The organism is Planomonospora sp. ID67723 (assembly GCF_015711605.1).
Taxonomy (GTDB): domain Bacteria; phylum Actinomycetota; class Actinomycetes; order Streptosporangiales; family Streptosporangiaceae; genus Planomonospora_A.
On the sequence record NZ_JABTEZ010000003.1, the window covers coordinates 936,244 to 961,410 of the forward strand.

Here is a 25,167-nt window from a genome sequence, read left to right on the forward strand (position 1 = left end):
GCAGCAGGAAAGCTCAACCCCTGCGCAGCTCCAGGGCCAGGGAACGCAGCCAGGGCTCCGCGAAGGCGGGCTCCGCCGCGACCCGGCGGGCGAGCGCCTCCCGCACCTCCCGGCCGCGGCCGCGATCCACGAGCGTGACGGCCTGGGCGAGCGCACGCAGGGCTTTCTCGTCGCGGCGGGGTACGGAGACGGCCTCATCGGACCACAGGGCGCGCCGGAACGACGGCGTGATCTTGTGCTGCTCGTTGCCGAGGTAGCTCCAGACCCAGGGCTCCACGGACACGCCGACCACGGACCTGCGGGGCAGATCGCCGGTCCAGGAGGCCTCCTGCCACCAGCGCCGGGTGTGGGGGCCGGTCTTCTCACGTGAGGTGATGCCGAGGAAGCGCAGCTTGAGGCGGATGACCTCCCAGCTCTCGCGCTCGTCGCCGATCCAGTCGCGCAGGAGCCCGTACAGATGGGTGAAGGTGGCCCCGCCGTACACCAGGTCGGCGAAGACGACCGGGCGCCGACGGCGGGCCAGGCCGTACGGGGTGACGCCCAGCCCTTCGAGGTTGACCCGCAACTGCCGGATCTCGGCGGGCTGGAGGGGCTCCTCGAACCGGTGGGAGAACGGGAGCAGGTGGAGCCGGTCCCGGTGCGAGGTCCGGGCCAGGGCCCCGGCGAGGAGGTCGTGGAGGCTGTCGGCGGAGCGGCCGACGAAGTGCAGGTCCCCGTTGGCGCTGCGGGCCAGGACCTTGGCGGCGCACTCGATCAGTTCGGGCAGGTAGGGCGGGTCGTGCTCGGGACGGCCCTCCAGGAGGCCGCCGAGCCGGTCGTGACGGACCAGATCCCAGCGGAACGGCCGGTTCGGAACCGTCACGGGCTCTGCAGACAGGGCACGTTCATGTCATCAGGGTGACCAACCGGGCTCCGGCCGGGCAACCGAATTAACCGGCGGAAGCAGATCCGCGGCCGGGAGGCGCGGACCCGTCATCCCCCGTGCTGCCACGGCAGCCGGACCGGCTCGGCGGGCAGCCCGACCTCTTCGCGCGGGTCTGCCGTATCGCGGGCCTACTCCCGGTGCCGTATGAGCGGTGCCTCCTCATCCCGGTGCCGTAGGAGCGGAAGTCCTCCCCGGGCGGACGACCCGGACTCGGCGGCCGGGCGACGATTGCGGCCATGAGAACCTCAGCCGGATACATCCACGGGGCCGCGCTGCTGGCCACCGGGCTGCTCGCGGGAGCCTTCGGGTACGGCGCCGCCAACGTGGTCCCCACCTTCGGAGCCGTCCCGCTGGACGTGCGCCTGACCTTCCACACCGCGATGATGAAGGTCAACGAACCGGTCATGCAGAGCGCGATGGCGCTGGCGATCCTGTCCTCCTTCGCGCTGGCCGTGGTGGCCCGCGGCCTGCCGCGGCGGTTGGCGGCCGGGGCGGGCGCCCTGGCGGTGACCTCGCTGCTGGTGACGGTGTTCGGCAACGTCCCCCTGCACGCCCACATCCGGCGATGGGCCGCCACGACCGTCCCGGCCGGCCACACGGAGATCCTGCAGCGGTGGGAGCTCTTCCACACCGTGCGCACCCTGGCCGCACTGGCCGCCTTCACATTGATGATCGTCATCGCCGTTTCCGGCCGGCCCGCCGTCCGATGAAGAAGCGAAGAATCATCAAGGTCGTCGTTGCGGTGCTCGCCGTCCTGATCGGGTTGCCGGCGGCGGGAGTCGCTGGGCTTCTCCTGTGGGACGGCGGTATCGACACCGATCCGCGCAGGGAGCTCCTCCCCGGTGTCCGGCTCGATCTGCGGACGGCCGTGACGCGGCACGGCCCGGTCGAGTACGACCTGTACGGCACGGAAGGCCCCGTGCTGCTGTCGGTCCACGCCGGACTCGGCGGAGCCGACCAGGGGCGGCTGTTCGCCGGCTGGCTGCAGAAGGACGGGTTCCGCATCCTGAGCCCCTCACGGCCGGGCTACCTCGGAACCCCGCTGGAGAGCGGCCGGACCAGCGAGGAACAGGCCGACCTGCTCGCCGCGCTGCTGGACGAACTCGGCATCGACCGGGTGGGAGTCCTCGCGGTCTCAGCCGGGAGTCCGGTGGGCTACGCCTTCGCCGCACGCCATCCGGATCGGGTCTGGGGTCTGGTCTCCATCGGCGGAGTGAGCATGCCGCGGTCCTCCGAGGCGGGCTCGTCGCTGCGCAGAACGTTCCTGAACACCGTCGGCCAGAAACTCGCCCTGCTGACGGCGGAGGTCTCGTTCGAGACCATCGTCGCGGGAACCCTGAACGAGACCAGCACCTTCACCGAGAAGCAGCGCGCCGAACGCGTCTCGTACATCATGAACACATCGCACGTGCGTGAGTTCTTCGAAGCGATGTTCAGCACGACGTTCCCCTACCAGCAACGCTGGGCGGGCACCGACAACGACGCGGCGCAGGCCCGGCGCGGTGGTCCGCCTCTGGAGCGGGTTGCGGCTCCGACCCTGCTGGTCCATGGAACGCAGGACGGCGACGTGCCGTTCGACCACGGGAAGTTCGCAGCCGAGCGGATACCCGGCGCGGCACACCACTGGATGGAGCACGGCGACCACCTGGGCTTCTGGCTCGGCCCGGAGGCGGGCGAGGCGCAGGCCGCGGCGAGAGCGTTCCTCCGGCGGCACGCGCCGGGTGAATGAGCGCCTGCCCCGTCGGGCCCGGCGTCCGGGCAGGCCGTACCGGTGTCGCCGGTCCACTGCCGCGGAGCGGGCGGGGCGTGCGAGCCGGACCTACGGCGTCGCCGCCCGCTCTCGCGCCGCCCGGGCGCCGACGGCATCCGCGAGCTCCGGCGGCAGCGGGTACGGACGTTCCTCCGGGAGGAGGGCCGCCGCCCGGTCGCCGCTCCGGACGGCGGCGTGGATGTCGTGGACGCGATCGGTGATGTCGGTGATCGAGACGGTCCAGTCGCCGACGTAGCGGCGCACGGCCTCGCCGGACAGGCCGATCTGGATCGACCGGTGCGGCAGGGCGTTCAGGCCGAGATTGCGCTCGGGGTCCCACTGGACGCGCACCGGGCTCCGCCGCAGCCGCTCCGCCCAGGAGGCGCGATCGGCGGGACCGGCGTCGCGGCCGTGGTGGCTGGGGCACGAGTGCGCCAGAGCCCATTCGAAGCCCTCGCGGGTGATCTCGATGGCCAGGACCCGGGTCTGGCCGGGCTTGGTGGCCCAGCCGCAGCGGTACATCATCCACAGGAACGACGGTTTGATCCAGGTCATCCGCTCCCGCTTGAACGGCGGGACGAAGCGCTGCGCCGCGACGGCCGGTCCGGCGACGGCCGGGTCGTAGGCCTGGTAGACGGTGATCGACTCCTCGGTGTAGGCGGCGCGGATCTGTCGGTAGGGCGCGTTCACGCAACTCAGTCTGGCGAGACCGGTGTCCGCCGGGCAACGGGATTACCGTTCCTCATCGGTGGGCGGGAGTGCATCCCGGCCCGGCGGTGAAGGGCAGCGACCGGTAGCGGCGGACGTAGTGTCCCGAGGCGAAGACACCGCGCCCGGGATCGACGGTGAAGTGCGGGAAACGGACCAGCAGCTCCTCCAGGGCGACCCGACCCTGCAACCGGGCGACGGCCGCGCCGAGGCAGTGGTGGGCGCCGTGGCCGAAGGTCAGGATCCGGCCGGGACGCCGGGTGATGTCGAACCGTTCGGCGTCCGGGCCGAATTCGCGGGGGTCGCGGTTGGCGGCGGCGTACAGCAGCAGGACCTTGCGGCCTTCGGGAATCAGGGCGCCGCCCATGCGCACGTCGCGGGTGGCGACCCGGGCCAGCCCCTGGACCGGGCTGGTCAGCCGGAGCAGTTCCTCGACCGCCGCCGGGATGAGCGCGGGCTCGCGCGCCAGCAGCGCGCGCTGCTCGGGATGGGCGGTCAGCAGCTCGCAGGCGCCGCCGAGCAGCCCGGTGGTGGTGTCGTTGCCGCCGGCCACCATGGTGAAGGCGAAACCGAGGATGCGCAGCAGGCCGATCGGGTCGTCGTCGCCGTAGGCCGCGACGAGCGCGGAGATCGTGTCGTCGCCGGGGTCGGTGCGGCGCCGCTGGGCCAGGTGGGCGAAGTATTCCAGCAGATCGTTCATCGATTTGGCGACGGCCTGCGGGTCGCCGCCCGCGGCAGCGGCTACGATCTGCTCGGTCCAGTCGTCGAACCGGGCCCGGTCCGGCTCGGGAACCCCGAGATAGTGCGCGACCACGAAGCTGGGCAGCGGCTTGAACAGCTCGGCGACGATGTCGACCTCGGGGGCCGGACCGCGGGTCAGGACGCGGGCGACGCGGTCCAGGCGTTCGGTCACGAACCGGCGAACGGCCGGCTCGATCTCGACGACCCGGCGCGGGGTGAAGCCTCCGCTGACGAGCTTGCGGAACTCGGTGTGCTCGGGCGGGTCCAGCATCACCATCGGTGCCGCCTCCTCCACGCCGAGCCGCTCCCGCTCGCCGTAGACGTGGGTCAGGCCCTGGGCCGAGGAGAAGGCCGCGGTGTCGAGGGCTGCCGCCCATACGTCGGCGAAGCGCGACATCACCCAGTAGTCCCCCTCGGGGACGTGGTGCACCGGATCGTGATCACGCAGACCGGCGTACATGGGGAAGGGGTCACGCCACGACTCGCCGGACCGGAGGGTGAAGGGTTGTGCCACATCAGTCGGCATGCCGTGATCGTGAGACCTGTTCGGATCCGTGTCAAGATCCGGATGATGCGGCGAGGTGGTAGAGAAGGATCATGCGACCCGAGCTCGGTCAGGTGCTGCACTTCTCCGAGGATCCGCAGATCACCCGGTTCGTCCCGCACATGGCGCCCACCGCGCAGCAGCCGGAGGCGTACGTGTGGGCGGTGGACGCCGATCGCTGCCCCGACTACTGGTTTCCCCGCCAGTGCCCGCGCGCCATGGCCTGGACCGTGCCGGACACGACGGAGGCCGACCGGGAGCGGATCATCGGCCCCGGCTGCGGCCGGCGGGTCCACGCGATCGAGTACGGCTGGCTGGAGGCGTTCCTGACCGTCCGCCTGTACGGCTACCGCCTGCCCGCGGAGAGGTTCGCGCCGTTCGGGGAGCCGGTCCCGAACGCGATGGTCGCCACCGGACCCGTCGAACCCCTCGGCCCGCCGGAACCGGTCGGCAGCCTGCTGGAACTGCACCGGGAGGCCGGGATCCAGCTCAGGCTCCTGGACAACCTGTGGGAGTTCTGGGATGCGGTGACCGCCAGCACCCTGGGCTGGAGCGGCATCCGCCTGCGCAACGCCGCCCCCCGGCGGGGGAGCGCCTGACCGAGGGACGGTCTCTCTCAGAGGCCTGCGTCGTGCGACTCGGGGTCGCGGGCGAGTATCGATCGGCCGCCGTCGACCGGGAGGGTCGCGCCGTTGACGAAGCTCGCCTCCTCGGAGAGCAAGTGAACGATCGCGGCGGCGACCTCCTCGGAACGGGCCACCCGGCCGAGCGGGTGCAGCAGGCCCATCTCCCGCTCGATCCGGGCGGCGTCATGGGGATTCCGCCGGTCGAGGAACTCGTCGTAGCGTTCGGTGCGGACCGAGCCCGGCGCGACGGCGTTGACGCGGACGCCGTACGGGCCGTACTCGACGGCGAGCGCGCGGGTCAGCCCCTCGATCGCCGCTTTGGCCGTCACGTATGGCGTGCAACCCGGCACTGCCCGGCGGGCCTGGTGCGAGGAGACGTTGACGATCGCCCCGCCCGTCCCCGCCGCGAGGAAACGGCGGATCGCCGTGGCGCACCCGGTGACGGCGGGGGTGAGGTTGGCCGTGACGAGATCGAGCAGCACGCGCGTGGAGTCTGAGTGGACGGAGGCGTCCCGGAACACCGCCGCGTTGTTGACCCAGCCGGTGAGGGCTCCCGCCTCCTGCGCGGCGTCGGCGGCCCGCTCCACGACGGCCTCGTCGGCGGCGTCACCGATCACGGCTGTGACGCGGGCCCCCGACGGGTGGCCGTCCGTCCAGGCCAGCGCGGCGGGGTCGAGCTCGATCACGACCACACGCCCGGTACGGCCGACGGCGCCGAGCAGCCGCTCGGCCACCGCCCTGCCGATGCCCCGTCCGCCGCCCGTCACCACGTAGGAACGGCTCATGCCCGCCTCCAAGCCGCGTGATCGCCGCCGGTTTTCGTTCCAACCTACGGGCATGCGGCGGCGCGTGGGGAAAATCGCCCCGGCCCCCGGCCCCCGGCCCCCGGCCCCGCCGTCTCCGTGACCGGGGCGCACGACTACGGGCGGTGGAGCCGGACCGGACGCTGCAAGCCCGGGGTAACCCGGGTGCAAGCCGCCGGTTCTACCGTGCGGATGTGTCCAGACGACTTGTTCTCGGTGGCGCCGCGGTCGCGGCGGGCGCCATGCTGATGCTCCCGTCCGCTCCGGTATCCGCCCAGGCGGTCACCCCGGCGCAGGCCCCGGGCTCCGCCGCTTCGGCGACCCCGGCCAAGAAGCTCTTCGGCGCGTGGGTTCGCGGCGACCGCCGCGAAGCCGCCCGGGTGGCGACGCCGTCCGCGGTGAAAGCCATGTTCTCCTACGCCTACCGCGCTCCGGACGAGTTCGCCGGATGCTCGGGCAACGCCTGCCGGTTCGTGCACACGAGCGTGAACGTGCCGGGCGGGCTCGACGGCATCCTGATGATCGTGTCCGGGGGGAAGGTGACGAAGGTCTACGGGTCTCGCCACTTCACCACTCCGTCCGCCGCCGCCAAGCACCTGTTCGCAGCGTGGAAGAAGAACGACCGCAACCGCGGCCTGGAAGCCGCCCGCACGGCCGCCGTGGACAGGCTGTTCCGGGTGAAGTACGACCCGAAAGGCGTGACCCACTTCTTCCAGGGCTGCTCGCCGGAGCCCAAGGGCTACTCGTGCGCCTACTCCTACGAGGGCGGCGCCATGTTCATGCACGTCCGCGGATCGAAGGCCAAGGGCTACGACGTCCGCTCGATCGGTTACATCGCAGACTGAGCCGCCGGCCGGACGGGCGGGTCCGAGGGCGCACCCGCCCGTCCGGAACGGTTCCGGGCGGGGCGTGAGAGGGCGCCGGCCTACGCCGGGGGACACTCCATCCACCATTCGGTGAACTCGCGGCAGCGGCCGTCGGCATCGAGCCGGATCACCCACAGGTTGCTGTAGGAGCGGTCGGGGTACGCGGTGGTTCCCTGGACGATCGCCACTTCACCGGTGACGCTCAGCGGTGACCACTCGAAGGTGGTTTCGCCGGGTTCGTCCTTGTTCTCCAGCCACCTGGAGACGATCTGCCCGCGGCCGTGCCACGGCGGGTCGAACGGGGCGGTGTAGTAGTCGGCGTCCTCGGCGAACAGGGCGCCGATGTGCGCCGGATCGTTGGAGTTCCACGCTCTGACGTATCCGTCGATCCACGCACTCACCCGGCTGAGATCGGTCATGCTCTCGGTCTACCCCGGAATGGGGCCCGGAAGGAAGAGGACCCGGCGGGCGGCCCTCTCCGGGATCGCGGAGCGACCCTCGGCGGTCTTGGAGCACGTCGGCCATGTCGGTGGCCGTCACCGCCCGGACGGCCCAGGCGGTCGGGAGGCCGGAGCCGGTGCAGGAGACGATCCTCGTGCGCCGGGCGGAATCCGGCGTGAGCCCGCGGGCTCCAGTGCGGCGATCACCGTCTCCGCCCGCTCCGTCTTCGCGCGGACCTCGGTGATGGCTCCTCTTCTGCGTATGGGCCGCTCGAAAGGGCTCTCCGCCCCGGGCGTCATGATCTCCTCCGGTCGCGCGCACCGGCTCGGGGAGCTGTCCTCGCAGGCCGGAGGATCGGGGACGACAAGAAAGCCCCAGACTCCCGGCCAGGGCCGTGAGCTGGGGCTCTGTCTTCTGCCTGACCAGGCCGAACCTGGTCAGGCGTGGAGCGTGGTGGACGATACAGGGATTGAACCTGTGACCTCTTCCGTGTCAGGGAAGCGCTCTCCCGCTGAGCTAATCGTCCTCGGGTGAAATCAGAGCGGAAGACGGGATTCGAACCCGCGACCCTCACCTTGGCAAGGTGATGCTCTACCACTGAGCCACTTCCGCGTGTTTCCGCCGGGCTTTCCGCCCCGCGGCGACGAGAGAACTCTAGCGGGTTTTCCGGGCGGGTGCGTAACCGGGCGCCCGGCAGGCCCGGTCCGCCGACCGGGCGCCGTTTCGTCCCACGCGCTCCCGTGCGGTAGAAACACCAGGTGGAGTCGTTGAAGCTGGGTTCGCTGGAGGTCTGGCCGCCGGTCGTCCTCGCGCCCATGGCCGGGATCACCAACGCGCCGTTCCGCACGCTCTGCCGGGAGCAGGGCGGCGGGCTGTTCGTCTGCGAGATGATCACCACGAGGGCGCTGGTGGAGCGGAACGCCAAGACGCTCAAGATGATCCGCTTCGCGCCGGAGGAGAGCCCCCGGAGCATCCAGCTCTACGGGGTCGACCCGGTGACGGTCGGCAGGGCCGTACGGATGATCGCCGAGGAGGACCTGGCCGACCACGTCGACCTCAACTTCGGCTGCCCGGTGCCCAAGGTGACCCGGCGAGGGGGAGGCTCGGCGCTGCCGTACAAGCGCAACCTCCTGCGCGCGATCCTGCGCGAGGCCGTCCGCAACGCGGGGACGCTCCCGGTGACCATGAAGATGCGCAAGGGCATCGACGACGACCACCTGACCTACCTGGACGCCGGGCGGATCGCGGTGGAGGAGGGCGTCGCCGCGGTCGCGCTGCACGGCCGTACCGCGGTCCAGCACTACGGGGGGACGGCCGACTGGGAGGCGATCGCGCGGCTGAAGGAGGCGGTCACCGAGATCCCGGTGCTCGGCAACGGCGACATCTGGAGCGCCGACGACGCGCTGCGGATGATGGAGTCGACCGGGTGCGACGGGGTCGTGGTGGGCAGAGGCTGCCTGGGCCGGCCGTGGCTGTTTCGCGACCTGGCCGCCGTGTGCGACGGGAGCGCCGAGAGGGTCCGGCCCGCGCTGGGCGAGGTGGCCGCGACCATGGACCGGCACGCCACGCTGCTGGCCGAGTGCTTCGGCAGCGAGCCGCACGCCGTGGCCGACTTCCGCAAGCACGTCGGCTGGTATCTCAAGGGCTTCACCGTCGGCGCCGACCTGCGCCGCCGCCTGGCGACCTCGGGCACCCTCGGCGAGCTGCGCGCGGGCCTGTCCGAACTGGACGCCGCGCAGCCCTGGCCGGACGGCGTGGACGCGCCGCGCGGCAAGACCCACGCCCGCGACCGCGTGCACCTGCCCGCCGGCTGGCTGGACGACCCATACGACCTCGCCGTGCCGTGCGCGGACGCCGAGCTCGACACCTCCGGCGGCTGACCACGGCCTCCCGCCGGGCGGCCGAAGTGATCATAATGTGATCTTTTCCTGACGCCCTGGGGTCAGCTCCCTGGGTACGTTGCCGTCAACGGCCGGCGGCGCACACGCGGGGGCGGTGTTTGACGGGGATGACGACGACACCATCGCCCGAGGCGCTCATCGCGGAGCTCGACGCCGAGCGGCCCGCCCGGCACCTGCCCGGCGCGCTCTCGCGGGCCGTCACCGTCATCGCGCTCGGTCTGTCCCTCTACGTGCTGTGGTGGACGTTCTTCCCGGGATCCGTCCTGCCGTACCGGATGCTGTTCCTGGCGGTCGTGCTCCCGCTCGTCTTCCTCTGCTACAAGCCCCGGCGCCGCGGCGGGGACCGGCCGGGCGCCGCCGACTGGGCGCTGGCCGCGCTCTCACTGGCGGCGTGCCTCTACCCGCTGGCGGTCTTCGACGACTTCATCCGGCGCACGTTCGACCCGACCGGCCTCGACGTCGTGGCCGGGGCGGTCATCTGCCTGCTGGTCCTGGAGGCGTGCCGGCGGACCGTCGGCTGGCTCCTGCCCGCGGTCTGCCTGGCGTTCCTCGCCTACGCCTACTACGGCGGATACCTGCCCTTCGACTGGCTGCTCGGGCACCGCGGCTACGACATCGACCGGATCGTCGTCTCCTTCGTCATGGGCACCGACGGCGTGTACGGCGTGCCGCTGGACGTCGCGGCGACCTACATCATCCTGTTCACGATCTACGGGGCCGTCCTCGACCACTCCGGCGCGGGGCGGTTCTTCGTGGACGTCTCCCTGGCCGCGTTCCGGCGCTCGCGCGCCGCGCCGGGCCGTACGGTCACCCTGGCCGGGTTCCTGCTCGGCACGGTCAGCGGCTCCGGCGTCGCGACGACCGTGAGCGTCGGCAGCGTCGCCTGGCCGATCCTGCGCAGGGCGGGTTACCCGCGCGAGCAGGGCGGCGGGGTGCTCGCCGCGGCGGGCATCGGAGCGATCCTGTCCCCGCCCACGCTGGGCGCGGCGGCGTTCATCATCGCCGAGTACATGCAGGTCAGCTATCTCACCGTGCTGCTCTACGCGCTGATCCCCACGCTCCTGTACTACCTGGGCATCTTCCTGGCGATCGAGCTCGACGCCCGCCGGTACGGCACGCACGCCGTCGAGGTCGACGCGCCCCGGCTCTGGCCGCTGCTGCGGCGGTCCGGCTACCACTTCAGCTCGCTGTTCGTCATCGTGGTGCTGATGGCGCTCGGCCAGTCGCCGTTCCGCGCGGTGGTGTACGCCACGATCCTGGCCTTCGCGCTCTCCTTCCTCGACCCGGAGCACCGGCTCACCCCCCGCAGGGCGGCCCGTTCCCTCGCCGAGGGGACCCTGGGCGTCCTGCCGGTCGCGGTCACCTGCGCCGCCGCCGGGATGATCGTCGCCGTCGTGACGCTCACCGGGCTCGGGCTCAAGGCCAGCTCGCTGATCGTCGGGGTCTCGGGCGGCGTCCTGGCGGTCACCGCTCTGATGTGCGCGCTGGCGGTGCTCCTGCTCGGTCTCGCCGTGCCGGTGACCGCGTCGTTCGTGATCGCGGCGGTCATCATCGCGCCCGCGCTGAAGGATCTCGGCGTCGCCGACGCCGAGGCGTACATGTTCATCTTCTACTACGCGGTGCTGTCGGAGGTCAGCCCGCCGACGGCGCTGTCGGCCTTCGCCGCCTCGGCCATCACCGGCGGCAACGCCTACCGGACCATGCTGGCCACCTGGAAGTACACCCTCCCGGCCTTCCTGGTGCCGTTCGCCTTCGTGCTGACGCCCGGAGGGGCCGGCCTGCTCGCGCAGGGCCCGGCGGGGGAGGTCCTGCTCGCCGCGGCGGTGTCGGCGCTCGCCGTGGCCGCGCTGGCCGTCGCCACCGGCGGCCGCCCGGAGGGCCCGGCCGGACTGCCCGTCCGGGTGCTGTGCGGGGCGGCCGCGGTCCTGCTGCTGTTCCTGTCGCCGGTGCCCGTGCTGGCCGGGGCGGGCGTGCTGGTCCTCGCCGCCGCGCTCCATCTGGTCCTGCGGAAGCTCTCCCGTCGCGTGCCTTCCCCCGAGACCCCCTCCGCGCGCGCATCCAGTGAAAGTCCGTCCCGTGAGAACGAGAGGCTCGACCAATGAGACGTCTCACCGTCCTGCTGGCCGCCGGGATGCTGGTGCTCAGCGCCTGCGGCGGCGACAGATCCGCCGAGCAGACCGCCGAGCAGACGACCGGCGGGGGCAAGCGCCTGTCGATCGCCACCGGCAACACCACCGGTGTCTACTACGTCCTGGGCGGCGGCCTGGCCGACCAGATCAGCAAGAACATCCCCGGCTACCAGGCGACGGCCGAGGCGACCGGCGCCTCGGTGGAGAACATCCAGCGCGTCGTCAAGGGTGACTCCGACATCGCCTTCACCCTCGCCGACTCGGCGGCCGACGCGATCGCGGGCAAGGGCGCCTTCACCTCGCCGCAGCCGATCCGAGCCATCGCCCGGCTGTACGACAACTCCACCCAGGTGGTCGCCAGCGCCGAGGCGAACGTGAAGTCCATCGCCGACCTCAAGGGCAAGCGGGTCTCCACGGGCTCGCCGAACTCCGGCACCGAGGTCATCGCGCTGCGCCTGCTGAAGGCCGCCGGGCTCGATCCCGACAAGGACGTCACCCGCCAGTCCCTGGGCCTGCCCGAAAGCGTGCAGGGCATGAAGGACGGCACCGTCGACGCCCTGATCTGGTCGGGCGGCCTGCCCACCCCGGGCATCACCGACCTGTTCACCAGCCTCAAGGAGAAGGTCGCCCTCGTTCCGCTCGACGCCTCCCTGCCCACGATGCAGGCCGAGCACGGCCAGGTCTACGCGCAGGGCACGATTGGCAAGGACGTCTACGCCACCCCGGCCGACGTGCCCACGATCGTGGTCCCCAACCTTCTCGTGGTGAACGAGAAGACGGACCCGGCGCTCGCGGAGAGCCTGGCCCGGCTGCTCTTCGACCGGAAGGCGGAGCTGGAGCAGGTCCACCCCGCGGCCAAGAGCATCACCCGCGAGAACGCGCCCATGACCGACCCGGTGCCGCTGCACGACGGGGCCAAGAAGTACTACGGCTGACCACGGGGCGGGTCCGTCCCCGACGCGCGGGCCCGCCTTCAGCCCTCGGCGGGTCCCCGGGCCGCGCGGGAGACCGCGGAGGTCCCGTCATCGGCCGCGACGTCGACGGCGCCGCCGCTGCGCCAGTAGACGTTGTTCTCCCGGGTCAGCATGCCGTCGTCCACCAGATAGCGGCGCAGTGCCGCGTAGTCGTCGTGGAAGGCGCGCAGCGCCACGTTGACGGCCTTCTCCGGGTAGCGCACGCCCGGCTCGAAGACCTGCGCGATGTAGTTCAGCACGACGAGCTGCTTGTCCCGCTTGGTGGGGATGGCCCGCAGCCGCCCGTCCACGAGGAAGGAGCGCAGCACCTTCTCCTCGGCGGAGACGGCCTCGGGCGGCGGGGCGGAGGCGTGCAGCAGCTCCCGGAAGCGCTCGCGCCGCACCCGCCACCCGCCCTCGCCGTCCTGTACGGCCAGCCCGCCGCGCTCCAGCCGGTTCAGCGCCAGCAGCATCGCGTCGTGGTCCAGCCCGGACTCCTCGGGCCCGCGCTCCAGCGCCAGCGCCGACAGCACCCGCAACGTGTCGTCCTGGTAGAGCAGGCCGAGAACCTGCCTGATCGCCTCATCGCCCATGGTCCCCATCCTTCCTGCTCCCCCTCCCGCCCCGCCATCGGAAATCCGCCGCCGGAGACGCCGCCCGCGAGATCCCGGGGCGGCGTCTCAAAGGCGGTTGAGGCCGATGACGTGGACGACGGCGCGGCCCTCCTCGTCGGAGGCCGCCAGGTCGACCTGGGCGTCGATGCCCCAGTCGCCGTCACCGGCCGGGTCGGCGATGACCTGCCGGACCTTCCACAGCTCCTTCTCCTCCTCGATGCGGAGCAGGGCCGGGCCGCGGGCGTCCGGGCCGGTGCCGACCTCGTCGTGGTCGGCGTAGTAGGCGTCCAGCGCGGCGGGCCAGTCGACGTCGGGGGCGAGCTCGGCGAGCTCCTCCTCCTTCTCCAGGGCGACCAGCTCGACCAGGCGGAACATCGCGTTGCGCACCAGCACCCGGAAGGCGCGCGGGTTGCCGGTGACCGGCCGGGGCTTGGTCTCGATCTCCTGCTCGGCCTCGGCCGCCAGGGAGGGGTTGGCCAGTTTCTCCCACTCGTCGATGAGGCTGGAGTCGACCTGGCGGACCAGCTCGCCCAGCCACTCGATCAGGTCGACCAGGTCCTCGGTCTTCAGGTGCTCGGGGATGGTCCGCGAGAGCGTGCGGTAGGCGTCGGCGAGGTAGCGCAGCACGGTGCCCTCGGAGCGGGTCAGCTCGTAGTGGGCGACGTACTCGGTGAAGGTCATCGCCCGCTCGTACATGTCCCGGATGACGCTCTTGGGACTCACCGTGTAGTCGGCCACCCACGGGTGGCCGCGCCGGTAGGTCTCGTAGGCCCCCAGCAGCAGGTCGGCCAGGGGCATCGGATGGGTGATCTCGGCCAGGAGCTCCATCCGCTCCTCGTATTCGATCCCGTCGGCCTTCATCTCCGCCACCGCCTCGCCCCGGGCCTTCTTCAGCTGGGCGGACAGGATCTGGCGCGGGTCGTCGAGGATGGACTCCACGATCGAGACCATGTCCAGGGCGTAGGCCGGCGACTCCCGGTCGAGCAGTTCGAAGGCGGCCAGCGCGAACGTCGACAGCGCCTGGTTGAGCGCGAAGTCCTCCTGCAGGTCGATGGTGAGCCGCGCCCGCCTGCCCTGCTCGTCCGGCTCCCGCAGTTGCTCCACCACGCCGCCCGCCAGCAGCGAGCGGTAGATCGCGATGGCCTGGCTGATGTGCCGCCGCTGCCACTTGCGGTCCTCGTGGTTGTCGGTCAGCAGGTGCTTCATCGCGGCGAAGCAGTCGCCGCCCCGGTTGATGACCGCCAGGAGCATGGCGTTGCTGACCTTGAAGCGGGAGCTCAGCGGCTCGGGCTCGGCCTCCTGGAGTTTGACGAAGGTCTCCTCGCTCCAGCCGACGAAGCCCTCCGGCGGCTTCTTGCGGGCGTAGCCGCGCCGCCGCTTGGGGTCGTCACCGATCTTGGCGAGCGCCTTCTCGTTCTCGATGACGTGCTCGGGGGCCTGGCAGGCGACGTATCCGATGGTGTCGAAGCCGGCCCTGCCCGCCCGCCCGGCGATCTGGTGGAACTCGCGGGCGCGCAGCCGCCTGACCTTGTTGCCGTCGTACTTGCTCAGCGCGGTGAACAGCACGGTGCGGATCGGCACGTTGACGCCGACGCCGAGGGTGTCGGTGCCGCAGATGACCTTCAGCAGGCCCGCCTGGGCCAGCCGCTCCACCAGGCGGCGGTACTTCGGCAGCATGCCGGCGTGGTGCACGCCGATGCCGTGCCGTACCAGCCGGGACAGCGCCCGGCCGAAGTTGGTGGTGAACCGGAAGTTGCCGATCAGCGCGGCGATGGCCTCCTTCTCGGCCTTCGTGCACATGTTGATGCTCATCAGCGCCTGCGCCCGCTCCATGGCGGCGGCCTGGGTGAAGTGGACCACGTAGACCGGGTACTGGTTGGTGGAGAGCATCTCCTCCAACGTCTCGTGGAGCGGGGTCATCCGGTAGGAGTAGACCAGCGGGACCGGGCGCTCGGCGTGCTTGACCACGGAGGTCGGCCGGCCGGTGCGCCGGGTCAGGTCCTCCTCGAACATGGTCACGTCGCCGAGCGTCGCCGACATCAGCACGAACTGCACGTTCGGCAGCTCCAGCAGCGGCACCTGCCAGGCCCAGCCCCGGTCGGGCTCGGCGTAGAAGTGGAACTCATCCATGACGACCTGGCCGATGTCGGCCGCCGCGCCGTCGCGCAGGGCGACGTTGGCGAGGATCTCGGCGGTGCAGCAGATGATCGGCGCCCCGGGGTTCACGCTCGCGTCGCCGGTCATCATGCCGACGTTCTCCGTGCCGAAGACGTCGCACAGGTCGAAGAACTTCTCCGACACCAGCGCCTTGATCGGCGCGGTGTAGAAAGTCCGCACGTCCCGGGTGAGCGCGGTGAAGTGCGCGCCCGCCGCGACCAGGCTCTTGCCCGACCCCGTCGGGGTGGCCAGGATCAGGTTGTTGCCGGAGACGACCTCGATGAGGGCCTCCTCCTGCGCCGGGTAGAGGGTGAGCCCCCGCTCGGTGTTCCACTCGACGAAGGCGTCGAAGATGGCGTCGGGATCGGCGTCGATCTCTTCTGGCAGGCGGTCTACAAGGCTCACGGTTCCCATCCTGCCGAACAACCGGCGGTTGTCGAACCAGCAGGGGTGACTCCGTTTCGCGCGGCCGTGTCCCGCGGGGCACGCGAGAGGGTCTACGGGCGGCGCGAGTGGGTCAGCAGCAGGCTCGCCAGGAGCGCGGCCGTGCCGAGCACGGGTGCCGGGCCCGGAGCGAAGCCGGACAGCGTGAGAGTGAGCAGCCCCGCCCCGGCGAGCGCCGCCGCCACCGCGATCCTCGCCGTCCCGCCGCGGTACGGCGCGGCGGCCGGCGGCTCCTCGAACCGGGCGAGGCCCCGCAGCAGCGGCCACATGACCAGGGCGAGCGCGGCCAGCCAGCCCGGCCAGCCCGAGAGCCAGGCCGGGCTTCCCGGCTCGGGGGTGGAGAGGCCCAGCCCCACCACGACGATCGCGGTGACCGCGAACAGCGCGCTCATGTGCCAGAGGTAGACCGTCATCATGCGGGGACCGGCCCAGCCGAGGATCCGCGCCGCGCCCGGTCGTGCGGCGAGCCCGGTGATCTGCCGGCGCAGCGCCAGCGCCAGCCCGATCTGCCCGAGTCCCACCGCGAGCAGCGCCACCGTGGGAGGCGCCATGTTGGACACCGCCGCCCCCGGCATGCCGATCATGCTGCCCGGGTAGGGCCCGAACGCCACCAGCGGCACGGCCAGGCCGTAGCCGGCCGCCGCCATGGTCCACGGGCGGCGCAGGCGGCCGTCGGCGTAGAGGAAGCCGAGCTGGTGCACCGCGAGCCAGACCAGGGCGATGTTGGCGAACCCGATGGCTTCCGGGCCGCTGGTGAAGCGGGCCGCGTCGACCGCGACGGCCCCCGCCGCCAGCACCGCCGGCACCCGCAGGCCGTACGCCGCGTCGAGCCTGAGCATCAGCGGCGTCACCGCCACCGCCACGAGGTAGATCGCCAGGAACCACAGCAACTGGCCGGCCAGGCGCGAGGCCGTGACCACCGGCTGCTCGGGCAGGCCCAGCGCGAGCAGCAGGTGGGGGAGGGGGAGCCAGACCGCCGCCAGCGGCAGCACCGGCCAGACCAGGCGGCGCAGCCGCATCGCCAGCCAGGCGGGGCCCGCGTGGCCGCGACGGACCGCGCCGCGGTGGCTGATCGCGTTGGCGGCGCCGCCGGCGAAGAACACCAGCGGCATCACCTGGCTGATCCACGTGACGGCCCAGGCGTTCCCGGACGCCAGAGCGTTCCCGGTGGTGATCTCGCCGCCGGCGAAGGACAGCACGGGCATGCTCCAGTGCTGCAGCACCACCAGCGCGATGCCGAACAGCCGCAGGACGTCGACGAAAAGGTCGCGGCCGGGTGGCGCGAGCGGCGGCGCCGGGGGCGGGACGAGCGGCGGGCGGGCGGGCGCGGGGCGGGTCAGAACGGCGGCCATCGGGCGTCTCGATTCCTCACGGGGGTGGTGTTCCGAGACTTTCGCGAGTCCCCCGGGCGGCGCAGTGACGGCTGCGGGCCTCTTGGAGGCAAGATCACCCCACTGGGGAGGGTAGGGCCAGCCCTACCCCGGGATGCCTGCCCGCCGGGTCGATCGGGGTGGCCGGGGGCTCGTAGCGTTGCCCCCATGAGATCCCTCCTGCGCCGCGTCGGAATCGACACCCGTTACCTGCTCCTCGGCTTCCCCCTCGCGGTGGTGGCCTTCGTCCTGATGGTTGCCGGCTTCTCCGCCGGAATCGGGACGGTGGTCGTGTGGATCGGGGTGCCGATCCTGGCGCTCACACTGCTGCTGGCCCGGGGCTTCGCCGACCTGGAGCGGCGGATGCTCCCCGAGGTGCTGGGCCGCCCGGTGGCCCGGCCGCGCTACCGCCGCGCCCCCGAGAGCGCCGGCTGGTTCCGCCGCATGGTCAACCCGCTGACCAGCGGGCAGTCCTGGCTGGACCTGATCTACGGCATCGTGAACTTCCCGGTCGCCGTCGTGACGTTCTGCTTCACGGTGACCTGGTGGGCCGGGACGATCCTCGGGCTGACCGCCCCCATCTACGGATGGATCATCGCGAGCATCCCGGACAACCACGGACTGGCCGAACTGCTCGGCTTCGGGGACAGCGCCTTGGCGGAGGTGACCCTCAACACCGTGATCGGCGTGCTGTTCGCGATCACGCTGCCGGTGGTGATCCGCGGCGGGGCGCTGATCCAGGCCGGGCTCAGCCGGGCCATGCTGACCGGCGTCGCCGAGCTGCACGAGCGCATCGACGACCTGGCCGAGGGCCGGGCCGCGGCGGTCTCCGCCGAGGCCAACGCGCTGCGCAAGCTGGAGCGCGACATCCATGACGGGCCGCAGCAGCGCCTGGTCTCCCTGGCCATGGACCTGTCCCGCGCCCAGCGCCAGCTCAAGCGCGACCCGCAGGCCGTCGAGCAGATGCTCTCCCAGGCCATCACCTCGACCCGGGAGACCCTGGACGAGCTGCGCGCCCTGTCGCGCGGCATCGCCCCGCCGATCCTCACCGACCGCGGTCTGGCCCCGGCGCTGGCCGCGCTGGCCAGCCGGTGCACCGTCCCGGTCGAGCTGGACGTCCAGGTGGAGGGGCGCTTCGCCGCCGCGGTGGAGAACACCGTCTACTTCGTGGTCGCCGAGTCCCTGACCAACATCGCCAAGCACAGCCACGCGAGCGTCTGCACGGTGACGCTGGCCAAGACCGGCGGCGTCCTGATGCTCACGATCGGGGATGATGGGGTCGGCGGCGCGCACGTCGCCAAGGGACACGGCCTGTCCGGCCTCGCCGACCGCCTGCGGGCGGTGGACGGCGAGCTGTCGGTGGACTCACCGGTGGGCGGGCCGACGGTGATCGTGGCGGAGGTGCCGTGCGGGTAGTCGTGGCTGACGACGCTGTGCTGATCAGGTCGGGCCTGATCAGGCTGCTGGAGGAGTTCGGCTGCGAGGTGGTGGCGGCGGTGGGCGACGGCGACGGTCTCGTGGAGGCCGTCGCCGCCCACCGCCCGGACGTGTCGGTGGTGGACGTCCGGATGCCGCCGAGCTTCACCGACGAGGGGCTGCGCTCCGCGGTGGAGGCGCGGCGTCGGGTGCCGGGGGCCCCGGTGCTGATCCTGTCCCAGTACGTGGAGGTCTCCTATGCCGACGACCTGCTCGCCGACGCGCGCGGCGCGGTGGGCTACCTGCTCAAGGACCGGGTCGTGGACGTCGACGACTTCATGGGGGCCCTGCGCGCGATCGCGGGCGGTGGCACGGTCTTCGACCCGCAGGTGGTGGCCCAGCTGATGGTACGGCGCCGCCGCGACGACCCGCTCGCCTCCCTCACCCCGCGCGAGCGCGAGGTCCTCGGTCTGATGGCGGAGGGCAGGTCCAACCCGGCCATCGGCCGCCAGCTGGTGATCAGCGACGGTGCGGTGGAGAAGCACATCCGCAGCGTCTTCGCCAAGCTCGGCCTGCACGCCGAGGACGGCGACCAGCACCGCCGGGTCCTGGCGGTGCTGGCCTACCTCCGCTCCTCGGCCCCGCCCGGGGCCCCTCGCTAGGCGGATCGCCCGGCGGCAGCGGAGGCGCGGCCGCCCGCGAGGCCTCAGGTAGGATCCGAGCCTTTGCGCGAGCGTCAGTGAGGAGACCCCATGCAGGCTCATGACCTGTCGGCCGGCGGCGACGTGCTGGCCCGCGTGCACGAGACGGCCCGTACGGCGGCGCGCCTGCACGGCCTGCCCGGCGCCGAGGTCACGCTGATCAACGTCTCGGAGAACGCCACCTTCCGGGTGGACGACCCGCGGACCGGGGAGCGCGCCATCCTGCGGGTGCACCGGCTCGGCTACCACTCCGTCCCGGCCATCGTCTCCGAGCTGGCCTGGCTGGAGGCGCTCCGTGAGGAGGCCGGGGTCAGGACGCCGAGGGTCATCCCCGCCCCGGACGGCTCCAGGGTGCTGACCGTTCCCGGCGAGCAGCCCCGTGACTGCGTCATGTTCGAGTTCCTGCCCGGGACGGAGCCGCCGGAGGACCGCCTGGTCGACGGATTCGAACGGCTCGGCGCGGTGACCGCGCGGATGCACCGGCACGCGCGGGCCTGGCGCGCCCCCGCCGGGTTCACCCGCTTCCACTGGGACTACGACGCCGCCCTGGGGGGCGAGTCCCGCTGGGGGCGCTGGCAGGACGGCCTCGGGATGGAGCCCGAGGCGCTGGCCGTACTGGACCGGCTGGACAAGGAGCTGCGTGAGCGGCTGCACCGGTTCGGCCGGGGGCCCGGCCGTTACGGGCTGATCCACGCCGACCTGCGCCTGGCCAACCTGCTGGTGACCGGCGACGGGCCGCCCAGCGTCATCGACTTCGACGACTGCGGTTTCGGCTGGTACCTCTACGACCTGGCCGCGGCGCTCAGCTTCATCGAGCACCACCCCCGGGTCCCCGAGATGGTCGAGGGCTGGCTGCGGGGTTACCGGACCGTGCTGGACCTGCCCGCGGAGGAGGAGGCCGAGATCTGGACGTTCGTCATGTTCCGCCGCCTGCTCCTGGTCGCCTGGATCGGCACCCACACCGGCGTGGACATCGCCGCCGAACTCGGTGCGGGCTACACCCTGGGCAGTTGCGAGCTGGCCGAACGCTATCTGACGGGCCGCTCCGTCCCCTGACGGGCCGCGCCGCCGGCGATCAGGGGCCCTCACTCCCCGCCGTCGAGCGAGGCCAGCTCCCTCCGGATGTCCTCGTCGTCCGGGGCCAGTTCGAGCGCCCTGGCCAGGTCGGCGGCGGCCTCCCCCGGCCGGCCCGCAGCGCGCAGCGCCACCGCCCGGTTGAACAGCAGCGCCGGGTCCGCCCCCGGCTCCAGGGCGCGGGTGAAATCGGCGACGGCGCCCGCCGGGTCGCCGGTCTCGAAGGCCAGGGCACCGCGGCTGGCCCAGGCCGCCGTGAGCGAGGGAGCGCGCTCCAGCGCCCGGTCGAGTGCGGCCCGCGCCTTCGCGTGGCGCCCCTCGGCCATCTCCACCTGGCCCAGTGCGCACAGCAGGTACGGGTTGTCCGGATCCAGCGCGAGCCCCGCCTCAGCGTCCGCCCGCGCCCTGCCGTACTCGCCCAGCGCGGCCAGCAACCCGGCCCGGTTGGCGAGGGCGTCGACGAACTCCGGATCCAGCTCCAGGGCGTGGTCGAGGTCGGCGAGGGCGCCGGAGTGGTCTCCGGTGGAGAAGCGGACCTCGGCCCGGTTGTAGTAGGGCTCGGGGAAGGGCGGGCCCGCCTCCATCGCGCTCTCGTAGTCGGCGACCGCCGCGTCCAGCCTGCCGAGGCGGTGCAGCAGGTTGCCCCGGTCGATGTAGTAGTCGGGGTAGCCGGGGTCGGCCGCGATCACCCGGTCCAGATCCTCCAGCGCGTCCTCGGGCCGGCCCAGCATGATGGCGAGCTGCGCCCGGTTGGCCAGCAGGACCAGCCGGTGGATCGGGTGCTCGTCCGGCGCGAGCTCCCGGTCGGCGAGGTCCACCGCCTGCTGGACGAGCTCCAGAGCCTTGGCGGGGCGGCCGAGGCGTACCTCGATCAGGGCCCGGCCGTTGAGGTCGAAGCCCAGCTTGAAGGCGCGCTCGCGCCGGTCGGGCAGCAGCGTGGAGATGGCGATCGCCTGGTTCACCCAGGCCAGCGCCGCGTCCGGATCGCGGCGGGCCGGGTCGTGGTGGCGGACCTTCAGCATTCCGGTGGAGTAGGCGGCGGCCGCGTGTGTGACGGGGGAGACGCTCTCCCGCCTGGCCCGGTCGAACAGGGCCTCCGCCTCGTCCTCGCGGCGCAGCGAGCCGAGCGCGGTCGCGGTGCTGTGCAGGAACCGCCACCACAGGTCGGGTTCGGTCTCCGGGTCGACCAGCGGGAGCGCGCGCAGGCCCAGCTCCGCCACGGCGTGGTGGCAGCCGGTGTCCAGGCACCACTCGACCGCGAACCTCAGCGCCTCCACGGCCCTGCGCGGGTCGGTGCCGCGCTCGCGGTGGTAGGGGATCGCGCCGAGCCGGGCGCCGACCGTGCCCTGCCGCTCCAGCTCGTCGGCGCGCTTGTCGTGCTCGGCGGGGTCGAGCTCGGGCTCCGGCACGGTCTGTTCGTCGACGACCAGGGTGAGAAGCTCCGGGCCGATCCGGCGGCGCAGCACCTGCAGCAGCTCGCGGTCGGTGGGGTCGGCCTCGGAGGCGTTCTCGACGACGAGCGTGCGGGGGCCGGTATCGGCCAGGTGCTCGCGGACGAACTCGGCCAGGCCGTTGGCGAGGCGCAGTGTCCGGCGCGGAGCGTGGACCAGGATGCGTTCGGCCGGGGGCAGGTGGGCGGCGATCGACTGACGCCGGGAGGGGACGAGGTCGTGGAGGTCGGGGGCCACGGCGCGCAGCTCGATGTCGTAGCGGGCGACCAGCTCCGGGCGCGCGACGGGCGCCAGGGCGGAGGCGATCGCGCCTCCGGCGGTGTACGGCCCGCGCAGACGCCGGTCGGCGTCCACGGGGGGCGTCAGCAGAGGGGGAAGATCCGGTCCCTCCGCGGTGAGTTGTCCCCGGCTCACCGAACTCCTCGTGTCTCGTCTCGTGTGGTGCCGCAGACGTCCCGTACGGCACCGCGGACCGGCGCCCATCACTGGACGCCGGCTCTGTGTGGCCTGGCTCAGCCGACGTGCTTGGGGCTGGCGGCCCCGGTGAGCGCGACGGTGCCGGGCTTGTGAACGATCACGGGCTTCATTGCGTACCTTCCTCGCAGGTAAGAACAAAAGGCAGTATTCGCAGCTTGCGCGGAGATTGACAAGATCTATTTGCAATGCTGGCCGAATGCGGACATTCCCTGGACAGGGCGAGCAGGGATGCCCCTGTGAGCCGACCTTTCAGGGGCGGGGCTGCTGCTGGGTGATGCAGTGGATGCCGCCGCCCAGGGCGAAGATGTCTCGGGCGTCCACCGACTCGATCGTACGTTCGGGAAACAGTTTCGTGAAGATTTCGGCGGCCTCGGCATCGCGCGGGTCGTCGAACGAGCAGAGCAGGGCCAGACCGTTGGCCAGGTAGTGGTTGATATAGGAATAGTCGACCAGCTCCCCGTCGGCCTCACGGGTCTCCGGCGCGATCAGCTCGACGACCTCCAGCGGGCGGCCCTTGGCATCGGTCGAGGAGCGCAGGATCGCCAGGTTCTCCCGGGTGACCTCGTGGTCGGGGTGGGACGGGTCGGGCTGGACGTGGCAGAGCACCAGGCCGGGCCGGGCGAAGGAGGCCAGCAGGTCCACGTGGCCGCTGGTGCCGTACGCGCCGTAGTCGGCGGTCAGGCCGCGCGGCAGCCAGATCACCTTCTCCACCCCGAGCCGGGCGCGGAGCTCGGCCTCCACCCGCTCCCTGGTCCAGCCGGGGTTGCGCGCCTCGCCGAGCTGCACGGTCTCGGTGACGATCACCGTCCCCTCGCCGTCCACATGGATGCCGCCGCCCTCGTTGACGAGCTCGGAGCGGAAACGCCGCGCGCCGGTCCGCTCCAGGATCGCCCCGGCCACCAGGTCGTCCTTGGCGTGGGCGTGCCAGCCCCAGCCGTTGAAGGTCCAGTCGACGCCCGCCAGCCCGCCCCGGCCGTCCAGCAGGAAGGTCGGGCCGTTGTCGCGCATCCAGCAGTCGTCGAGCGGCTGCTCCATCACCTCGACCGCGGGGGACAACCAGCGGGCGGCGGACTCGCGCCCGCTCGGGTCGACGACCATGGTGACCGGCTCGTAGCGCACGATCGTGTTGGCCACGGAGGACCAGGCCCGGTAGGACGCCTCGGGGTCGGTCAGGGCGTAGCCGGCGACCGGCCAGGACATCCAGGTACGGGTGTGCGGGTGCCACTCGGGCGGCATGGAGAACACGTGCTGGCTCCTGTCGGAGAGTTGTCGGAGAGGGGCCGGCCGCGGAGGGGACGCCGGTGATTCGGCCGCGCCGGGGGTTCGGATGCGTGCGGGCCCGGGTTTTCCGGGGATGTCAGAGGAAGTAGAGGCGGCTGAGGGAGACCGCGTCGGCGGGGGCCGAGCGGAGTTCCTCGCCGTCGAGGGTGACCCGGCCGAGCGCGTCCACCTGGACGGAGCCGAGCCGGGAGTTGCGGACCATGTCGGCGGGGCCGATGCCCCGGGTGCCGCGCACGCCGACGCGCCTGCGGCGGGTCGTCATGTGGTCGCCGCCCGACCCGGCGGCGGCCCGGCTGACGAAGGCCACCGACAGGTCGGCGGCGGTCGCGCCGTGCGCGCCGAACTGCGGTCCCAGCACCAGCGGCTCGCAGGTATCGGTGGAGGCGTTCGGGTCGCCGGTCACCCCGTAGGCGGGGAATCCGGCCTTGAGCACGAGCTGCGGCTTGGCGCCGAAGTGGTCCGGCCGCCAGAGCACGATGTCGGCCAGCTTGCCCGGCTCCAGCGAGCCGACCTCGTGGGCGAGGCCGTGCGCGATCGCCGGGTTGATCGTCAGTTTGGCCAGGTAGCGCAGCACCCGCTCGTTGTCGGCGCCGTCCGCCCCGCCGAGCTCGGTCTTCATCTTCCCGGCCATCGCGAACGTCCTGCGGACCGTCTCGCCCGCCCGGCCCATGCCCTGGGCGTCGGAGGAGGTGATGCCGATGACCCCGAGATCGTGCAGCACGTCCTCGGCGCCCATCGTGCCCGCCCGGATCCGGTCCCTGGCCAGGGCCGCGTCCCCGGGCAGCTCGGGTTTGAGCCCGTGCACCGCCACGATCATCCCGTGGTGCTCGGCGACGGCGTCCCGGCCGAAGGGCAGCGTCGGGTTGGTCGAGGAGCCGATGACGTTGGCCACCCCGGCCAGCTTGAGCACGTTCGGCACGTGGCCGCCGCCGCAGCCCTCGATGTGGAAGGCGTGGATCGTCCGGCCCTCCAGTACGGCGAGGGTGTCCTCGACCGACAGGCACTCGTTGAGGCCGTCGGTGTGCAGCGCCACCTGTACGTCGTGCTCCTCGGCCACCCGCAGCGCGGTGTCCAGCGCGCGGGTGTGGGCTCCCATGTCCTCGTGCACCTTGAAGCCGCTCGCGCCGCCCTCCACCAGGGCCTCCACGAGCGGGGCCGGATGCGAGGAAGAGCCGCGCGCCAGGAAGCCGATGTTGACCGGCCAGGCGTCGAAGGCGTTGAACGCGTGCCGCAGCGCCCACGGAGAGTTCACCCCGACGCCCCAGACCGGCCCGAACTCCTGGCCGATGACCGTGGTGACGCCGGAGGCGAGCGAGGCCTCCATGATGCGCGGGCTGAGCAGGTGCACATGGGTGTCGATCGCGCCCGCGGTGGCGATCAGCCCTTCGCCGGAGACGATCGTGGTGCCGGTGCCGACCACCACGTCCACACCGTCCAGCGTGTCGGGGTTGCCGGCGCGGCCGACGGCGTGGATGCGCCCCTCGCGGACGCCGATCGAGGCGGTCCGCACGCCGAGGAACGGGTCGAGGATCAGCACGTTGCTGATCACCAGGTCGCAGGTCTCCCGGATGGAGGCGGCTTTCAGGTGCAGGCCGTCCCTGGCCGTCTTGCCGAACCCGGCGAGGAACTCCTCGCCCGGCTTCTGCGAGTCGTGCTCGACCTCGACCACGAGGCCCGAGTCGCCGAGTCTGACCCGATCGCCCTTGCGGGGGCCGTACACGCTCACTGACGCACCATCCTCTTGCCGGTGGCCGACGGACCCGCGACGCACCCGGAGGCCGCCGGGTCACCGCCC

General features: G+C 72.2%; 21 protein-coding genes and 2 tRNA genes. 10 read left to right on the forward strand and 13 right to left on the reverse strand.

Annotated features, from left to right (window positions below):
* Positions 1–13 precede the first annotated feature (13 nt).
* Positions 14–862 carry a hypothetical protein gene (locus tag HS041_RS25765; RefSeq protein WP_196443365.1) on the reverse strand — a complete coding sequence of 283 codons (849 nt, stop codon included), beginning with the start codon at positions 860–862 and terminating at the stop codon, positions 14–16.
* A gap of 299 nt (positions 863–1,161) precedes the next feature.
* On the opposite strand from HS041_RS25765, the gene HS041_RS25770 reads away from it, so the two are divergent.
* Together HS041_RS25770 and HS041_RS25775 are read left to right on the forward strand one after the other, a co-directional pair.
* Entirely contained in the window at positions 1,162–1,635 is a 474-nt protein-coding gene (locus HS041_RS25770; RefSeq protein ID WP_196443366.1) for an anthrone oxygenase family protein, read from the forward strand.
* Positions 1,632–2,654: an alpha/beta fold hydrolase gene (locus HS041_RS25775; RefSeq protein ID WP_196443367.1), complete on the forward strand. Its 1,023-nt coding sequence runs from the start codon at positions 1,632–1,634 to the stop codon at positions 2,652–2,654. Before HS041_RS25770 ends, HS041_RS25775 begins: the two co-directional genes overlap by 4 nt.
* 90 nt (positions 2,655–2,744) lie before the next feature.
* Here the strand turns inward: HS041_RS25775 and HS041_RS25780 are convergent, their stop codons facing one another.
* Both HS041_RS25780 and HS041_RS25785 read right to left on the reverse strand, forming a co-directional pair.
* Positions 2,745–3,365, reverse strand: coding sequence for a DUF4291 domain-containing protein (locus HS041_RS25780; protein ID WP_196443368.1), 621 nt, complete (start codon positions 3,363–3,365; stop codon positions 2,745–2,747).
* Positions 3,366–3,417: 52 nt separating this feature from the next.
* Positions 3,418–4,650, reverse strand: coding sequence for a cytochrome P450 (locus HS041_RS25785; RefSeq protein WP_196443369.1), 1,233 nt, complete (start codon positions 4,648–4,650; stop codon positions 3,418–3,420).
* Positions 4,651–4,721: 71 nt separating this feature from the next.
* Between HS041_RS25785 and HS041_RS25790 the strand changes: the two genes are divergently transcribed.
* A complete protein-coding gene (locus HS041_RS25790) occupies positions 4,722–5,267 on the forward strand; it encodes a DUF6886 family protein (protein WP_196443370.1) in 546 nt (181 codons plus the stop codon).
* A 17-nt stretch (positions 5,268–5,284) separates the two neighbouring features.
* On the opposite strand, the gene HS041_RS25795 is transcribed toward HS041_RS25790, so the two are convergent.
* Positions 5,285–6,079 (reverse strand): SDR family NAD(P)-dependent oxidoreductase, encoded by a 795-nt coding sequence (locus HS041_RS25795; RefSeq protein ID WP_230879604.1) that lies wholly within the window; start codon positions 6,077–6,079, stop codon positions 5,285–5,287.
* 212 nt (positions 6,080–6,291) lie between these two features.
* On the opposite strand from HS041_RS25795, the gene HS041_RS25800 reads away from it, so the two are divergent.
* A complete protein-coding gene (locus HS041_RS25800; protein WP_196443371.1) occupies positions 6,292–6,942 on the forward strand; it encodes a hypothetical protein in 651 nt (216 codons plus the stop codon).
* 80 nt (positions 6,943–7,022) lie between these two features.
* Here the strand turns inward: HS041_RS25800 and HS041_RS25805 are convergent, their stop codons facing one another.
* The 3 genes from HS041_RS25805 to HS041_RS25815 all read right to left on the reverse strand — a co-directional run bounded on the left by HS041_RS25805 (position 7,023) and on the right by HS041_RS25815 (position 8,016).
* Positions 7,023–7,382, reverse strand: a complete 360-nt coding sequence (locus tag HS041_RS25805; RefSeq protein ID WP_196443372.1) for a nuclear transport factor 2 family protein — start codon at positions 7,380–7,382, stop codon at positions 7,023–7,025.
* A 473-nt stretch (positions 7,383–7,855) separates the two neighbouring features.
* Positions 7,856–7,930, reverse strand: a tRNA-Val gene (locus HS041_RS25810).
* Between the two features lie 14 nt (positions 7,931–7,944).
* A tRNA-Gly gene (locus tag HS041_RS25815) sits at positions 7,945–8,016 on the reverse strand.
* Between the two features lie 146 nt (positions 8,017–8,162).
* On the opposite strand from HS041_RS25815, the gene dusB reads away from it, so the two are divergent.
* From dusB to HS041_RS25830, 3 genes are all read left to right on the forward strand, one after another.
* Positions 8,163–9,284: a tRNA dihydrouridine synthase DusB gene (gene dusB, locus HS041_RS25820; RefSeq protein WP_196443373.1), complete on the forward strand. Its 1,122-nt coding sequence runs from the start codon at positions 8,163–8,165 to the stop codon at positions 9,282–9,284.
* Between the two features lie 128 nt (positions 9,285–9,412).
* Positions 9,413–11,407, forward strand: coding sequence for a TRAP transporter permease (locus HS041_RS25825; RefSeq protein WP_196443374.1), 1,995 nt, complete (start codon positions 9,413–9,415; stop codon positions 11,405–11,407).
* On the forward strand, positions 11,404–12,369 hold the full coding sequence (locus tag HS041_RS25830) for a TAXI family TRAP transporter solute-binding subunit (protein WP_196443375.1): 966 nt from the start codon (positions 11,404–11,406) through the stop codon (positions 12,367–12,369). The genes HS041_RS25825 and HS041_RS25830 overlap by 4 nt, the downstream gene beginning before the upstream one ends.
* 38 nt (positions 12,370–12,407) lie before the next feature.
* Here HS041_RS25830 and HS041_RS25835 read toward each other — a convergent pair whose 3' ends face one another.
* The 3 genes from HS041_RS25835 to HS041_RS25845 all read right to left on the reverse strand — a co-directional run bounded on the left by HS041_RS25835 (position 12,408) and on the right by HS041_RS25845 (position 16,954).
* A complete protein-coding gene (locus tag HS041_RS25835) occupies positions 12,408–12,980 on the reverse strand; it encodes a DUF2087 domain-containing protein (RefSeq protein WP_196443376.1) in 573 nt (190 codons plus the stop codon).
* Between the two features lie 87 nt (positions 12,981–13,067).
* Complete coding sequence (locus HS041_RS25840; RefSeq protein ID WP_196443377.1) at positions 13,068–15,572, reverse strand: DEAD/DEAH box helicase; 2,505 nt, start codon at positions 15,570–15,572, stop codon at positions 13,068–13,070.
* A gap of 83 nt (positions 15,573–15,655) precedes the next feature.
* Positions 15,656–16,954 (reverse strand): acyltransferase family protein, encoded by a 1,299-nt coding sequence (locus HS041_RS25845; RefSeq protein WP_196443378.1) that lies wholly within the window; start codon positions 16,952–16,954, stop codon positions 15,656–15,658.
* 186 nt (positions 16,955–17,140) lie between these two features.
* Here HS041_RS25845 and HS041_RS25850 point away from each other — a divergent pair, with 186 nt between their 5' ends.
* The 3 genes from HS041_RS25850 to HS041_RS25860 all read left to right on the forward strand — a co-directional run bounded on the left by HS041_RS25850 (position 17,141) and on the right by HS041_RS25860 (position 20,145).
* Positions 17,141–18,388 (forward strand): sensor histidine kinase, encoded by a 1,248-nt coding sequence (locus tag HS041_RS25850; RefSeq protein ID WP_196443379.1) that lies wholly within the window; start codon positions 17,141–17,143, stop codon positions 18,386–18,388.
* On the forward strand, positions 18,379–19,050 hold the full coding sequence (locus HS041_RS25855; protein WP_196443380.1) for a response regulator: 672 nt from the start codon (positions 18,379–18,381) through the stop codon (positions 19,048–19,050). The genes HS041_RS25850 and HS041_RS25855 overlap by 10 nt, the downstream gene beginning before the upstream one ends.
* A gap of 90 nt (positions 19,051–19,140) precedes the next feature.
* Positions 19,141–20,145 carry a phosphotransferase enzyme family protein gene (locus HS041_RS25860; RefSeq protein ID WP_196443381.1) on the forward strand — a complete coding sequence of 335 codons (1,005 nt, stop codon included), beginning with the start codon at positions 19,141–19,143 and terminating at the stop codon, positions 20,143–20,145.
* Between the two features lie 29 nt (positions 20,146–20,174).
* Here HS041_RS25860 and HS041_RS25865 read toward each other — a convergent pair whose 3' ends face one another.
* The 3 genes from HS041_RS25865 to HS041_RS25875 form a co-directional block, all read right to left on the reverse strand.
* Positions 20,175–22,028, reverse strand: coding sequence for a tetratricopeptide repeat protein (locus HS041_RS25865; protein WP_196443382.1), 1,854 nt, complete (start codon positions 22,026–22,028; stop codon positions 20,175–20,177).
* A gap of 312 nt (positions 22,029–22,340) precedes the next feature.
* The gene (locus tag HS041_RS25870; protein ID WP_230879776.1) at positions 22,341–23,327 is read right to left on the reverse strand and encodes an agmatine deiminase family protein; all 987 of its coding nucleotides are present in this window, start codon (positions 23,325–23,327) and stop codon (positions 22,341–22,343) included.
* 121 nt (positions 23,328–23,448) lie between these two features.
* On the reverse strand, positions 23,449–25,098 hold the full coding sequence (locus HS041_RS25875) for an urease subunit alpha (RefSeq protein ID WP_196443384.1): 1,650 nt from the start codon (positions 25,096–25,098) through the stop codon (positions 23,449–23,451).
* Positions 25,099–25,167: the final 69 nt, after the last annotated feature.

What these genes read in the sequence shown, in the direction of transcription:
- HS041_RS25770 (WP_196443366.1), top strand. Translation starts at nt 1,162, where the DNA reads ATGAGAACCTCAGCCGGATACATCCACGGGGCCGCGCTGCTGGCCACC.
- HS041_RS25790 (WP_196443370.1), top strand. Translation starts at nt 4,722, where the DNA reads ATGCGACCCGAGCTCGGTCAGGTGCTGCACTTCTCCGAGGATCCGCAG.
- HS041_RS25835 (WP_196443376.1), bottom strand. Translation starts at nt 12,980, where the DNA reads ATGGGCGATGAGGCGATCAGGCAGGTTCTCGGCCTGCTCTACCAGGAC.
- HS041_RS25840 (WP_196443377.1), bottom strand. Translation starts at nt 15,572, where the DNA reads ATGGGAACCGTGAGCCTTGTAGACCGCCTGCCAGAAGAGATCGACGCC.
- HS041_RS25860 (WP_196443381.1), top strand. Translation starts at nt 19,141, where the DNA reads ATGCAGGCTCATGACCTGTCGGCCGGCGGCGACGTGCTGGCCCGCGTG.
- HS041_RS25830 (WP_196443375.1), top strand. Translation starts at nt 11,404, where the DNA reads ATGAGACGTCTCACCGTCCTGCTGGCCGCCGGGATGCTGGTGCTCAGC.
- HS041_RS25805 (WP_196443372.1), bottom strand. Translation starts at nt 7,382, where the DNA reads ATGACCGATCTCAGCCGGGTGAGTGCGTGGATCGACGGATACGTCAGA.
- HS041_RS25785 (WP_196443369.1), bottom strand. Translation starts at nt 4,650, where the DNA reads ATGCCGACTGATGTGGCACAACCCTTCACCCTCCGGTCCGGCGAGTCG.
- HS041_RS25825 (WP_196443374.1), top strand. Translation starts at nt 9,413, where the DNA reads ATGACGACGACACCATCGCCCGAGGCGCTCATCGCGGAGCTCGACGCC.
- HS041_RS25845 (WP_196443378.1), bottom strand. Translation starts at nt 16,954, where the DNA reads ATGGCCGCCGTTCTGACCCGCCCCGCGCCCGCCCGCCCGCCGCTCGTC.
- HS041_RS25850 (WP_196443379.1), top strand. Translation starts at nt 17,141, where the DNA reads ATGAGATCCCTCCTGCGCCGCGTCGGAATCGACACCCGTTACCTGCTC.
- HS041_RS25870 (WP_230879776.1), bottom strand. Translation starts at nt 23,327, where the DNA reads ATGCCGCCCGAGTGGCACCCGCACACCCGTACCTGGATGTCCTGGCCG.
- HS041_RS25775 (WP_196443367.1), top strand. Translation starts at nt 1,632, where the DNA reads ATGAAGAAGCGAAGAATCATCAAGGTCGTCGTTGCGGTGCTCGCCGTC.
- HS041_RS25795 (WP_230879604.1), bottom strand. Translation starts at nt 6,079, where the DNA reads ATGAGCCGTTCCTACGTGGTGACGGGCGGCGGACGGGGCATCGGCAGG.